The organism is Hyalangium versicolor (assembly GCF_020103695.1).
GTDB lineage: Bacteria > Myxococcota > Myxococcia > Myxococcales > Myxococcaceae > Hyalangium > Hyalangium versicolor.
This window is the reverse complement of the sequence record NZ_JAHXBF010000008.1, coordinates 290,601-303,760: the sequence shown is the minus strand read 5'-3', so window position 1 is coordinate 303,760 and position 13,160 is coordinate 290,601. Positions and strand designations below refer to the sequence as shown.

Below are 13,160 nucleotides of genomic sequence, written 5' to 3'. Positions count from 1 at the left end.
CGGGCACGGAGGACCTCTCTGCCAACGAGGTATCCATGCGACGGGAACGAAGTGTCACGGTGGGAAGAGTCATGGCGGCGCTGCTGGGCGTGCTGCTGCTCGCGGGCTGTGGCCCGCAGGAGGCCGCCAGTGAAGCAGGGCTGATGCAGGCCTCCCAGGCCCTGGTCACCCAGGCTTCCGCGGCAGGAGGACTGCAACACACCGTGATGCTGCGCGGCGATGGCACGGTGTGGACCTGGGGCGACAACGCCTATGGGCAACTGGGAGACGGGACGCTCACCTTCCGCACCACGCCCGGGCTCGTACCGGGCCTGACCGGCGTGAAGAGCGTGGCCGCGGGCGACATTCACTCGCTGGCCGTGAAGTCCGATGGCTCCGTCTGGGCCTGGGGAGACAGTTCCTTCTACAAGCTCGGGGACACCTTCCTCTCGGATCACACCCAGCCCGTGCAGGTGCCAGGGATCACCGATGTGGTGTCCGTCGCGGCCGGCACGGATCACTCGCTGGCCCTGAAGTCCGACGGCACGGTCTGGGCCTGGGGAGACAACGTCGAAAACCAGTTGGGCAATTCCACGAGTTCGCGCAGCGCCATCCCCGTCCAGGTTCAGAACCTCCCACCGGTCGTGGCCATCGCGGCGTCCGGTCACCGCTCCGTGGCCCTGGCCGCCAATGGCACGGTCTGGTCCTGGGGTTACACCTATGCGAACGCTGGGGACGGGTCGACGGTGCGCAACAGCGCCACGCCCCGCCAGGCCACGGGGCTGACTCAAGTGGTCGCCATCGCGGTGAATTCCCACACCCTGGCCCTGAAGTCCGACGGTACGGTCTGGGCCTGGGGCGTCAACTCCCAGGGACAGTTGGGAGATGGATCGCTCACCCAACGGCTCACACCCGTGCAGGTCTCCGGCCTCGCGAATGTCACCTCCATCGCCGCAGGCACCACCTTCTCGCTCGCCACTCGCTCGGACGGGACGGTGTGGGCCTGGGGCAACAACGCGTATGGCCCGCTGGGCTCGAGCAGCGTGGCCTTCTCTTCGACGCCGCTGCAGGTGAGTGGCCTGTCCGGAGCCGCCAGGGTTGCCGCCGGGCTGCTCCATTGCTTCGCCCTGCACGCGGACGGCACGCTCCACGCCTGGGGCAACAATGGCTCGGGGCAGCTTGGGGATGGGACGGGGCCGCGAGCATTGCCCGGCCAGGTGGCTGGCTTCACGAGCACCGGAACCGTTGCCGCGGGCTGGCACCACTCCGTGGCGGTGCGCAGCGACGGCACCGTCCATGCCTGGGGAGCCAATGACGTCTCCCAACTGGGACAGAGCACCCCGGCGCGGCGCGGGACTCCCGCCCCCGTCCCGGGACTCGGCTCGGTCAGCAAGGTGCACGCCATGGTGGACACCACCCTGGCGCTGGGCTCCGACGGCACGATCTGGGGCTGGGGATGGAACGAGACGGGGGAGCTCGGAGATGGGACGCTCGTGACACGGACCACGCCTGTCCAGGCGGCCGGGCTCACGGGCATGGTCTCCGTCCAGATTGGCGCGTACCACTCCCTGGGCCTGCGCAACGATGGCACCGTCTGGGCCTGGGGCATCAACAACTACGGCGAGCTCGGGCGTCCGGTGTCGACCTCGCAGTACTTCTACCCCACGCCCGCGCAGGTGCCGGGGCTCACCGGTGTCACCTCCATTGCCGCGCTCTCCACCGCCTCCGCGGCGCTCCGCAATGACGGCACCGTCTGGGTCTGGGGGGAGGCCAAGGGCAAGGTCCTCGGGGACGGGTGGAACTACAACCACCCGGATCCGAAGCAGGTGCTGAGCCTCACGGGCGTGGTGCAACTCCAGGCCACGGGGAAGCACTTCCTGGCCCGAAAGTCCGATGGCACCGTCTGGGCCTGGGGGGATAACTCGGAAGGCCAGCTGGGAGATGGCACGACGAAGCTCCGCACCTCCCCGGTTCAGGTGAAAGGGCTCACGAATGTCGTGGACCTGGCGTCGGGCGGCCTGCACTCCATGGCGCTGCGCGCCGATGGCTCCCTCTGGGCCTGGGGTGAGAACAGCAGCGGCCAGTTGGGGGATGGGACGACCACCCAACGCCTCACGCCGGTGCAGGTGCCGCTCACCCAGGTCAAGTCCGTGGTGACCGGTCTCGGGCACACGCTGGCGGTGCGCATGGATGGCTCGCTGTGGAGCTGGGGCCTCAACACCGATGGCCAGCTCGGCGTGGAGTCCATTCGCACCAGCCCCGTCTCCATCCCGCTCCCCTGACACGGGCGGCTCGAGGCCGCGCCTGGCTCGCGCACCCGGACGAGGGCTCCAGGAAAGCTAGGGCGGCACGAGCGGTACGAAGCGAGACACGCCCTCGGCGGTGTCGACCCGGATGACCTCCTCCCGAGCGAACGCGTCCGCCAGGGAGACGGAGGGCGTGCACAGCAACACCTGGGAGTGCGCGGACGCCGCGCGGGCGGATTGAACGCGCGCTTCCAGCTCCTCTGCGGGCAGGTCCAGGCCGGGCTCCTCCAGGAAGAGGAAGGAGCCCGGCGCCGCCGCCTCGAAGGCGCCCGCCGGCTGGATGCGGAAGCCTCTCAGGAACTGGCGGACGCTCCACAGGCATCCGGACATGGCTTCACCCAGGAACCGGCCCTCCGCATCAACGCTGTCCTCGCCGACGGGAGGCGTGGAATCGAGCACCGGGGCCTCCTGAGCGGAGAGCACGGACTCCTCCCGAGGCGGATGCCGCTCGGGGTCGATGAGCAGGAGATCCAACCCCTGCCAGTAGTCGTACTCCTCCCGAACGATGCGCCAACGCCCATCGGGAAAGCACCGCAGCTCCACCTTGTAGGGACTGTCATCCACCTCCACCGTCAGGCGCACGAACTCTCCGTCCAGCACCTCCTGCCGTGACAGGTGCTGCTGGAGCCGTCCCTCGGCCAGCTCCTTCAGCAGCGTGAAGAGCGCGACGAGCTCCCGCGTCGCAGTGCCTCCCGCATCCAGGATGACGGCCAGCTTGCGCCAGCTCAGCAGCACGCCGCTCAACGAGCGGAACCCCTCGACTTCCAGTTGCGTCAGCCGGGTCAGCATGGAGGGCTGCATCATCCATGAATGCTGCCGGCCTGCACCAGCCGCCCTCTAAACCCTGTGCATATCCTGCGAGTCGGGATCGGGCAGGCCGAGCTGCTCCTGGGCTTCGCGCATCCGCTGCTCTCGCAGGGCGTCATCGGCTTCGGCGTCCGCGCCGCTCTGCCTCATGCCCACGTCCTCCGCAAGGCCGCTGCCGCGCCAGCTCTCCATGGGCACGGACGAGACGTCCATGCCGATGACGTCGCTGCGCTGCTTCGTGCCCAGCCCCCTCACGGCCAGGGCATCCGCGACCGTGAGGCCCGCAGCCGTGAGGCCCACCGCGAGCTTCCAGGCCCAGGGCACCTCCGTCCGGCGCAACGTGACGCCCAGCACGCAGAGATCAAACGCATCCCCGGCGAGGCGCCCCCACAGCCAGGGACGTGGATCGCGCTGCGTCAGCAGGCCCAGTCCCTTGAGGACCTCTCGAAGGCCGTGCGCACGCACCAGCCCCAGCCGGCCCCGAAATCCCAGCCGCTGGCAGAATTGCTCCGCGAACGTGAGCTCGGCCAGACCGAGTCCCACGCTCCACCACCCCAGTCCTCGGGAGAGTCGGCTGGCATCCATGCGCGATGGACCTCCTCCTGAGGAGACTGGGGCTGCCGGGAGGAAACGCCAAGAAGAGCCGCTCCCCTGCCCGGTGGGTGGGCGAGGGTTGGCAGGTCCCCCCTCAGCGCGCCTTCTTCGCCGGAGGCGGGGCCGTCACCGCCGCGAGGATGTACTGGGGCAGGAACTCCTCGCGGAACTTCCGCCACACGGAAACCTGGTTGTAGTTGCCGCCCGCGAACATCACGGTCAGGTCCAGCTCCGGCACCACCATCACCAATTGCCCTCCGTTCCCTCCCGCCTCGTACTCGGCATAGACGCGGTCGCCCACCTTCAGCTCCTGGCGCCACCACGCGTAGCCGTACGTCCGCCCCGGCTCCATCGTCACGTGGAGCGCAGTGGAGCGCTCCACCCAGTCCTTGCTGATGACCCGCTTGCCATTCCACACGCCGCCCTGCAGGAACAGTTGGCCCACCTTGAGTGCATCGCGAGGCCGGAGAAAGAGGCCGCCCCCTCCGTACATCTCGCCCGTCGGCGAGAGGTTGAGGTGATAGCGCTGCATCTGCAGCGGCCGGGCGAGCCCGCTCTCGAAGAGCTCGGGCAGCCAGACGTGCAGGGTATTGCGGACCACGCCGGAGAGCAGGTTGATCCCCGCGGAGCAGTACACGGGCTTCTCGCCCGGCACTCGCGCCATGGGCAGCCCCAGCGTGTACGCGTACCAGTCCCCCGGCTCCGACTGCATCCGGTCCTCGTTGCCCGGTGAGTTCTCGTCATCGTCATCGCAGGCGAAGCCCGAGGACATCGTCAGCAGGTGCTCCACCGTGAGCTGTTCCTTGCGCGGATCCGGGTTGGGCAACGCGCGATACTCCGGGAACAAGGGGTAGACCTTCGACTCAACCGTGAAGGGCGCCTTCCGATCGAGCGCGAGCCCCACCAGCACCGAGGTGATGCTCTTCCCCGCCGAGCGCATGTCGTGTGGACGCTCGCGCTCGAAGCCGTAGAAGTACTCCTCGAGCACCAGCTTTCCGTGCCGCGCAATCAGCAGGCCCTGGACGATCGGCACGGGTGAGGTGCTGGGCTCGACGTCGAGGATGCGTTGCACCAGCGCGGTGATGGGCTTGGGATCCATCCCCACATCCGCGAGCGACGCGGTGGCCCAGCCATCATCGTCACCCAGCGGCGCGCGGTACGTGTACGGGCCCGCAGCTGGAGTGCGCGGGTAGAGCCCGACCGCCTGGTCCCGCGTCTTGCGGGTGAACTCGAACGGCCCCAGGAAGGCAATCGACAGCGTCAGCCGTCCAGACGCGTCGTCATAGGTGCCTTCGAACGACATGTTGGGCTGCCGGGTGTTGGCGAAGCGCACGGCCTTGCCCTCGAGCGACACCTGGAAGGCAAAGCGCGCCCCGAAGTGCCGCTCCGGGTTCCGCATGAACGCGGTCACGCTCCCATCCGGTTGCTGCTGAACCACGAGGTACAGCGTGAAGCGGTCATCCCAGGGAGTGACGTCACCAGTCCAGGCGTCCTTGCCCAGGGCTCGGAAGGCGATCGGCGTGGCATACCGGGCGTCGCCCACCACGGTCTGCGGCTGGATCCACTGACCGCGAAGGCTCTTCCCATCCGCGTCCAGCTTCGCGCGCAGCTCGCCCTGGCCTCCCGGAAAAACGAGCGAGAGCGCCCCCTTCTCCGCCCTTCCGGACACCTCGAAGCCCCCCAGCCGCGCCACCCACTGGTCCCCGCTCCGGGTGAGCAACAGCGTCCCCTGGACCTCCGGCCCGAAGTGGCGCTCCGCTCCCCAGATACCCACGAGCCGGGCCGCGGAGCTCGCCACGCCCGCGTCTCCCGCGGAGGGCTGGGCAAACGAGGCAGGTGCGACGAGCAGGGCCAGCAGCACAACGAAGAAGAAGAATCCGCGCGTGTTCGTCATCCCGGGCCGTATGCCTCGACGGACGGCCGATTGCCACCTTCGGGTTTCCCCGAGGTGCCAGACGCCGGAGCCTACCGCTCCCCCGCCCGGAAGATGCTGCTCAGGGCCAGACCCAGCTGACTCCGGACGATGCTGATGATGCTCTCGGCCTCGCCCCGCCCGATGCTGAGCCGCTGCGTGAGCAACAGGTGCGTGCCTCTCAACAGCGCCTCCCGGCCGCGCGACACCCAGCGCGCCACCGTGGCCCGGTGCACCCCGTACACCGTGGCGATCCGCTCCGTGCTCAGCCCATCCAGGAAGTGCAGTCGCAGCACGTTGCGCTCATCGGCATCGAGCCCCGCCAACGCGTCCTTCAACGCCTGATGGACCTCCTCCCGGTAATGCGACTTGAGGAAGTCCAGCTCCGGATCCGACGTGTGGGGCTCGCGCTGCTCCTCCACCGGGGCTCCTGTGACGAGCGGATCGCTCTTCTTCTGCTCCAGGAAGTTCAGCGCCGCGCGGACCGCCGCCACCCGCACCCACCCGCCCAGCGGCCCCCGGCCCGAGTAATCCCCGATCTTCGCCGGAATGCCCCGCTGCCCCACGAGCAGCTTCTCCCAGAAGGCCTGCATCAGCTCGTCGCGCTCGTCCGGCGACACGTTCCGGCTGCGCAGCGCTGCATCCACCGTGCCCCTGTAGGTCGACTGGAACGCGGCCACCGCGCCCGCCACCCTTTCCTTGCAGGCACAGGCCAGGAACAGATCCGCGCCATGCAACGCCGCGAGGTGGCTCTCCGGCTCCCCCCGCTCAGGGAGGTGACGCGAGACGTGTTGCGAAAACAACGGGAGCGCCAACGCCAGCGCCGGCCACGCGGCTTGTCCCTGCTCGAAGAGCCGAACCACCCCGCTCTCCAGCACGTCTCGCCCACCCGCCATGGCCGCTTCCCGGTGAGCGTGGTTCGAGAGAACTCCATCATTCATGGGGCCCGACTCCCTGAGCCCCAGGATAACACCCTCAGTGTGGGAGGGGGTGCTCGACCAGCCACTTTTCCAGCTCGGCCGCTTGCTGGACCAGCTCTTCGCTGCCTCCCCGCGTGAGCTCGATCGCTTCCTTCACCAGGGTGCGCGCTCGCTGGTGATCACGCCCCAGGGCCCAGAGGCTGTTGGCCAGGGCTCTCCGGGTCGCCACCTGCATGTCGGGTCCCGTGGGAGACTCGGCGGCAAGGGGGCGTGACTCAGCGATGGACAGCGCCCGCTCCAGCAGGGGCAGGGCGCGAGCCGGATCTCCCAGCCTCTCGTGCGCCTCCCCCATCAACTGGTACGACTGCCCCACCTCCGGAGCGTTCGGACCCAGGAACTTCTCCTCGAGCGCCAGCGCCTGCCGCGCATATTCGAGCTGCTCCTTGTAGTGGTGGAGCAACCCGTGATTGCCCGCAAGGTTCTTCACGATGAAGACCGTGTCGGGATCATCCATGTTCTTGGACTTCTGCTGGACCGCCAGGGCCCGCTCGAGCAGCGGGATGGCGTCCGCCGCATCCGTCTGGACGTTCGACAGGACGATCAGCGACTTCACGATGGCCGGGTGGTCCGCGCCGAAGGTGCGCTCGTCGTTGGCCAGCGCCCGCTCCGCGTAAGGCACGGCCTCGGGAAGCTTTCCGGAGATGGCCAGGGCGAACGCGACCGAATGCAGCGACGGCTGACACAGCGGGTGCTCGGGCCCCACCAGCTTCTCCAGGATGGAGAGCGCGCGCTGAGCATGAGCGAGCGAGTCCGAAGTCCGTCCCAGCGCCCCGACGGCGAAGGCGAGCCGTCCCAGCGTCCTCGCGACATTGAGGTGCTCGGGGCCGAGGATCTTCTCCTGAAGCGCGAGCGCCTCTTCGAGCACCGGGACGGCCTCTTGCGGCTTCCCCTCATCGCTCAGGAGGTTGCCCAGGACGAACAGCCGCTCGGCCGCGATCGCGGGCGCGGAACCAAGCCGCCCCAACACCGCCGCGCAGAAGTCCAGCCAGAAGTGCCCCTGCTCGTGTTTGCGCAGGTGCATCCCATGAACCATGGCGAGCATGGAGGCTGTCTTCGCGGCGACCTCCAGGTGCCCGCCTGCTTCCGCGGCCACCAGAGCTTGGGAGAACGTCTTTTGCGCCTGGGGGGTGTCCTCCAGGCTCACGTAGGCCAGGCCCAGGGCATGGAGCACCTCGGCCTCGAGCGGCTTGTAGGACACGGCCTTCGAAGCCTCGAGGACCTCCTGGAGGAGCGCACGGCTGGCCTCGTACCGCCCCGCCGCATGCAGGGCCCTGGCATCCGCGAGCTGTGCGCGAACCTTGTCGATGCGCGCTCGGGCCGCCGCGTCCTGGGGCAGCCGCAGTTGCGCCGTGAGGGCCTCCGTCGAGGCGCAGCCCTCGAGCGAAGGGAGCTGCGCCGCCGCTTGCACCGCCTTCTCCACGATGCCCTTGTCCGAGGAGATCAACACCTGGGAGAGCGCGCGCAGGGCCTCGCGGCGCTGCGCGAGGCACGACATCCGCAAGTCGAGCAGTTCGCCGGACTGCTCGCCTCGCATGTGGGTGGCCTCGCACGCGTCGGTGCGCATCTGGACCCACGCGTCCGCGTAGCGATCCACGAGGCGTTCCGTCCCCGTCCAGGCGGCCGGGGCCAGGGGAGAGCCCGTCTTGAGCAAGGCCGCATGCACCTCCGCCTTCCGCGCCTCGTCCCATGCACCCGCGAGCCGCTCCCGGGAACCCGCGCACACGTCCCGGGACTTCACGTGCCAGCCGAAGAACCCGAAACCCACCGCGGCCAGCCCCACCGCTCCGAGCACAGCCCCCACCGTGAGGCGCCGCTTGCGGCGCGAGGCCTGCTTGCTCTCGAGCGCATCGAGCAGCGCGGCCATGGAAGGAAAACGCTCTTCGGGCTTCGCGGACAGGCCCCGGGCGAGGAGGAGCCGCCACTGAGGGGGGATGCGACTGGCGCCCGACAGCCCTCCGGGCCCCTGCGTTCCCTCGGCGAGCTGATCCACCGTGAAGGGGCGCTCGCCCTGAAGCGCCTCGTAGAAGGCCACGCAGAAGGCGAACTGATCACTGCGCGCGTCCGCCGGAGCGCCCCGCCACAGCTCCGGCGCCATGTACAACGGCGTCCCGAGCCTCATCCCCGTCTGGGTCCTCGCCTCCGCGCCCGCGGGCAGCGCTCGCGGCAACGCCGCTCCGGCCCCGAGCGCCGGCTCCCCCGAGACGATGAGCCGCGCCAGGCCGAAGTCCGTCACCCGCACCCGCCCATCCCTGGCCACCAGCACGTTGTCCGGCTTGAAGTCGCGGTGCACCAACCCCGCCTCGTGAGCGGCTGCCAGCCCCCGGCCCGCTTCGAGGAACATCTCCAGCACCGCTTCCGCCGGGCGCTCCTCCGCGCGCAGCCACTGCCCCAGCGTGCCGCCTTCGATGAACTCCATGGCCAGGAACACCTGGCCATCGAACCGGCCACCGTCGAAGACGGTAATCACATGGGGGTGGGAGAGCCGGGCCAGCGCCTGGGCCTCCCGGAGCAACCGAGCGGCCGCCTCCTCCCGAGAGTCCGCCGGAAGGGCCTCGTCGTGCACCAGCTTCAACGCGATGCGCCGATCGAGCTCCGGATCATACGCCGCGTAGACGACGCCCATGCCTCCGGCTCCCACCACGTGCAACACGGTGTAGCGGCCCACTCGATCACCGGAGGTGAGACGAGGCCTCACCTCCTGCGGAGCGCTGGCGGAGTCCCTGGGCGGCGTGGCCACGCCAGGGGTGCTCACGGCCTGCCCCAGCGCGGCCAGGAGCTGACGGCAGCTCTCGCACGCGTCGAGGTGGCGCGCGGCGGCCGCACGCTCCTCGGGGGAAAGGTGCCCCCGGCTCAGTCCATCCAGGGTGTTCTCACCGAGACAACGACCCTCGACTTCGTCCATCGGATCCCCCATGGGACTCCAGTCCTACGATGGATCGCCCCGGCAGATAAAGACGGGGGGATTTTCCAGCCACCGCCAGAAGAGACGTTGTGACTGAAAGTGATGCAGGAAATCTGCTTACAAGTGTCCTCTCGGGCATCTGTCGACCCAACCCGCGAGGTGACACCTGCTCTCACAAGGGCTCGCGAGAATCCTGAGAAGCACGGTGGCAAGGTCTAGGAGAGTTATTGCAGAATCCTGCCACGTCCGCTCTTGAGAGGATTCAGAGAGTCCAGGCGGGGGGCGGTGACGCATTGGATACATCCACTCGCATAGACGCGCCCGAAGCGCCTCCCGAGGAGAGTGCCGAGGAACTCTACGAGCATGCGCCGTGCGGCCACCTCTCCACCCTTCCCAACGGCACCATCGTCCGTGTCAACCAGACCTTCCTGGATTGGACGGGCTACTCGCGGGAAGAGCTGTTGGCAGGAATGCGCTTTCAAGATCTGCTGAACATCGGCGGGAAGATGTTCCACGAGACGCACTACGCGCCCCTGCTGCGGATGCAAGGCTTCGTCCGCGAGATCAACTTCGAGCTGGTAGGCAAGCAAGGTGGCGCGCTGCCCGCGCTGATCAACACCGTGCAGAAGAAGGACGCCGCGGGCAAGCCAGTCCTCCATCGCACCACGGTCTTCGGCTTCGCCGAACGCAAGAGCTACGAGCGGGAATTGCTGCTGGCTCGGAAGAAGGCCGAGCAGGCCGAGCAGCTCGCCCGCTCCAGGACCGAGCTGCTCTCGACGATCAGCCATGAGATCCGCACCCCGATGAACGCCATCCTCGGGCTGTCGGGGCTGCTGCAACACACCCCGCTCTCCTCCGAGCAGGCCCGGTATGTCGCCCTGCTCCAGGCCTCCTCCGAGAACCTGCTGGGCTTGCTCAACCACATCCTCGATTTCAGCAAGATCGAAGCGGGAAAGGTGACGCTGGAGGAGCGGCGCTTCCATCTCCGCCAGCTCGTGAATGGCATCCTCTATGGCCTCCGCGTCAAGGCCGAGGAGAAGGACCTGGCAATCCATGTGGAGCTCGATGAGCGGGTGCCCGCCTGGCTCATGGGAGATCCTGTCAAGATCAGCCAGGTGCTCACCAACCTGCTGGCCAATGCCATCAAGTTCACCGAGCAGGGCTCCGTCACACTGTCAGTCCAGCTCCAGGACACCTTCGCGGAGCGTGTCTCGGTCAGCTTTCGCGTCACCGATACTGGCATTGGCATTCCCGAAGAACGCCAATCGCAGATCTTCGAGGAGTTCACTCAGGCCAGCTATGACATCCACCTGAAGTATGGGGGCAGCGGGCTGGGGCTGGCCATCTGTCAGCGGCTGCTGGCGTTGTATGGCTGCAAGCTCGGCATGGAGAGCAGGCTGGGACAGGGCTCGTCTTTCTCCTTCGCCCTGAGCCTGAAAGTGGCTCCGGACACGCCCGAATCAGCGCTCCCCGCCGCCGCGAAGAGCCCCATTGCCACCTGCAACATCGACGGCGTCCAGGTGCTGGTGGCGGATGACAACACCGTCAACGTCTTCGTCATCACCCAGTACCTGCGCAAGTGGGGCGCCCGCTTCGATGTGGTGGAGAACGGGCGCCTGGCCGTCGAGCAGGCCCAGCAGATCCACTATGATATGGTGTTGATGGACCTGCAGATGCCGGAGCTGGATGGCTATGACGCCACTCGACTCATCCGGAAGCTGCCCGCGGAGCGATTCCGCAAGCTGCCCATCGTTGCCCTGACGGCCTCGGATCGGATCGGGCTGGAGGAGCGGATCGCGGCCGCGGGATTCACAGACTTTGTCTGCAAGCCTTTCACGCCCGAGGAGCTCCACTCGAAGATTGCCTTCTGCTGTGGCCGCACCCAGGCTGCTTTCACGAGCCCGGTTGAAGCCGACAAGACGCCCAGAAGCCCTGAAGCGCCGGGAGCGGAGGCCTCCACGCCGCGCTTCAGCCTGGAGGGGCTCCACCGCCTGGCCGAGGGGGACCCGGAGGCTCTCGCGGAGTTCATCACCATCACCATCGCCAGCGCCGAGAAGCACAAACACGCCTTCCAGGAGGCGCTCGAGCAGGGCAACCTGGATGAGTTCGCGTTCCAGGCGCACCAGATCAAGATGACCGTGGAGCTGTTACAGGCCCACGTCCTGCGGACAGCCCTTCAGCAAGGAAAAGCTCTGCTGACCGGGAAGGAGAGCGACCCGGCCCGCATCCGTTCCGCCGTGCAAGCCATCCACACGGAGCTGGACTCCATCATCCACGCCCTGCAGTCCGCCACGGCCGATAGCACTTCGCCCGGCGGCGATCCTTGCGTCACGCCCCCGCAGCAGGCGGAACCCGCGGCAGCCGGATAGTGAAGGTACTCCCCTTCCCGAGCTGGCTCTCCACCTGGACGCGCCCCCCGTGGGCCGAGACGATCCCGTGGACCACGGCCAGCCCCATGCCCGTCCCCTCTCCCAAGGGCCGGGTGGAGAAGAAGGGCTGGAAGAGCTTGCCCTGTACCTCGGGCGTCATGCCCTCTCCGGTGTCCCGCACCACGAGCACCACCTCCTCGCCCTCCTGACGGGTGGAGAGGAAGACCTGCCCCCACTTCGTCATCGCCTGGGCCGCGTTGAGCAGGAGGTTGATCACCACCTGGGTGATCTGCCGAGGCCTGCCTGTCACCCTCGGAAGCGCGCCGAGCTCCAGCTCCAACCGGCACACCGGAGCGAGCCGGCTCTGGGTGATGCGCACGGCCGTCTCCACCTCCGTGTTGAGATCGTACTCGGCGATGGGCTCGGGATCCCCACGCGCGAAGCGGCGCAGATCCGAGACGATGGTGGCGATCCGCTGGATGCCGTCCAGCGTGGCCGGGAGCACCTCCGTGACGTACTCGGCCATCTCCGGGGAGAGATCCCTCCGGTCCTTCAGGTCCCGGTACAGGGCGGTCACGTTGCTCTTCACGTAGGCGAGCGGGTTGTTGATCTCATGGGCCAGCCCCGCCGCCAGCATTCCCACACTGGAGAGCCGATCCTGCTCCTGGCCTCGCTGGTAGGCCGTCGTGAGCTCCTGGTTCCGCTGCGCGAGCCGCTCCGCCGCCCGGCGCAGCAGCTCCATGCGAACGCTCGAGATGGCATGGGCGAGCGCCGAGAGCAGGATGAAGAAGAGCGGTACCACCGGTGGGCACCCCTCCAACACGGCCACGATTCCCACCACCAGGAACAACCCGAACATCAGGTAGCTTGCCCGGGGCATGAGGTGGGTATCGGCCCAGATGCCGTCCAGCGGCAGGTAGATCCAGACGGGGAGCGCCCAGTCCGTGAAGTGGCCATAGAGGATGACGGCCGCCGTGTTGGTGCACAACCGGAGGGTCTCCGAGAAGCGCGTGTGCACGGAGAAGACGGGCCGGGCGCGGATCATGTTGAAGCCGGCCACGAAGAAGAAGACCGCCGTGATGATGGCGATGGTCCTCCACTGGCCCCACACCGCGATGATCAGCAACAGGTGAGTCGCCACCACCCCGGTGAGGATGAGGCGCATCAACCGCGCGTGGACCTTGTGGGACTCAGAGTCCAGCTCCGGCTCGGATGTGTCCATACCTCCCCCTGAGTCCCTCTGGCCCGAGCCGGTGCGCCTCGAGACCGCGCGGCAGCCTCCGCCACCCCTTGTATACAGTTTCGATGTAT

Annotated in this window: 8 protein-coding genes; 2 read left to right on the top strand and 6 right to left on the bottom strand. The window is 68.0% G+C overall.

Features of this window, described 5'->3' with window-relative positions; genetic code table 11:
* The first annotated feature begins 35 nt into the window (after window positions 1-35).
* Window positions 36-2,261, top strand: a complete 2,226-nt coding sequence (locus KY501_RS18930; RefSeq protein WP_224364589.1) for an RCC1 domain-containing protein — start codon at window positions 36-38, stop codon at window positions 2,259-2,261.
* A gap of 57 nt (window positions 2,262-2,318) precedes the next feature.
* On the opposite strand, the gene KY501_RS18925 is transcribed toward KY501_RS18930, so the two are convergent.
* The 5 genes from KY501_RS18925 to KY501_RS18905 form a co-directional block, all read right to left on the bottom strand.
* A complete protein-coding gene (locus tag KY501_RS18925; protein WP_224364588.1) occupies window positions 2,319-3,089 on the bottom strand; it encodes a hypothetical protein in 771 nt (256 codons plus the stop codon).
* 33 nt (window positions 3,090-3,122) lie between these two features.
* A complete protein-coding gene (locus tag KY501_RS18920; RefSeq protein WP_224364587.1) occupies window positions 3,123-3,677 on the bottom strand; it encodes a hypothetical protein in 555 nt (184 codons plus the stop codon).
* A 103-nt stretch (window positions 3,678-3,780) separates the two neighbouring features.
* Window positions 3,781-5,580, bottom strand: coding sequence for a serine hydrolase domain-containing protein (locus tag KY501_RS18915; RefSeq protein ID WP_224364586.1), 1,800 nt, complete (start codon window positions 5,578-5,580; stop codon window positions 3,781-3,783).
* Between the two features lie 71 nt (window positions 5,581-5,651).
* Window positions 5,652-6,539, bottom strand: coding sequence for a sigma-70 family RNA polymerase sigma factor (locus tag KY501_RS18910; protein ID WP_224364585.1), 888 nt, complete (start codon window positions 6,537-6,539; stop codon window positions 5,652-5,654).
* A 34-nt stretch (window positions 6,540-6,573) separates the two neighbouring features.
* The gene (locus KY501_RS18905) at window positions 6,574-9,480 is read right to left on the bottom strand and encodes a serine/threonine-protein kinase (protein WP_224364584.1); all 2,907 of its coding nucleotides are present in this window, start codon (window positions 9,478-9,480) and stop codon (window positions 6,574-6,576) included.
* Between the two features lie 293 nt (window positions 9,481-9,773).
* On the opposite strand from KY501_RS18905, the gene KY501_RS18900 reads away from it, so the two are divergent.
* Complete coding sequence (locus KY501_RS18900; protein WP_224364583.1) at window positions 9,774-11,849, top strand: PAS domain-containing hybrid sensor histidine kinase/response regulator; 2,076 nt, start codon at window positions 9,774-9,776, stop codon at window positions 11,847-11,849.
* Here KY501_RS18900 and KY501_RS18895 read toward each other — a convergent pair.
* Window positions 11,809-13,071 (bottom strand): sensor histidine kinase, encoded by a 1,263-nt coding sequence (locus tag KY501_RS18895; RefSeq protein WP_224364582.1) that lies wholly within the window; start codon window positions 13,069-13,071, stop codon window positions 11,809-11,811. The genes KY501_RS18900 and KY501_RS18895 overlap by 41 nt on opposite strands.
* Window positions 13,072-13,160 lie beyond the last annotated feature (89 nt).

Bases quoted from the DNA above. Each gene is read 5' to 3' on its own strand.
- KY501_RS18920 (WP_224364587.1), bottom strand. From the start codon at position 3,677: ATGGATGCCAGCCGACTCTCCCGAGGACTGGGGTGGTGGAGCGTGGGA.
- KY501_RS18925 (WP_224364588.1), bottom strand. From the start codon at position 3,089: ATGATGCAGCCCTCCATGCTGACCCGGCTGACGCAACTGGAAGTCGAG.
- KY501_RS18930 (WP_224364589.1), top strand. From the start codon at position 36: ATGCGACGGGAACGAAGTGTCACGGTGGGAAGAGTCATGGCGGCGCTG.
- KY501_RS18910 (WP_224364585.1), bottom strand. From the start codon at position 6,539: ATGAATGATGGAGTTCTCTCGAACCACGCTCACCGGGAAGCGGCCATG.
- KY501_RS18895 (WP_224364582.1), bottom strand. From the start codon at position 13,071: ATGGACACATCCGAGCCGGAGCTGGACTCTGAGTCCCACAAGGTCCAC.
- KY501_RS18915 (WP_224364586.1), bottom strand. From the start codon at position 5,580: ATGACGAACACGCGCGGATTCTTCTTCTTCGTTGTGCTGCTGGCCCTG.
- KY501_RS18905 (WP_224364584.1), bottom strand. From the start codon at position 9,480: ATGGACGAAGTCGAGGGTCGTTGTCTCGGTGAGAACACCCTGGATGGA.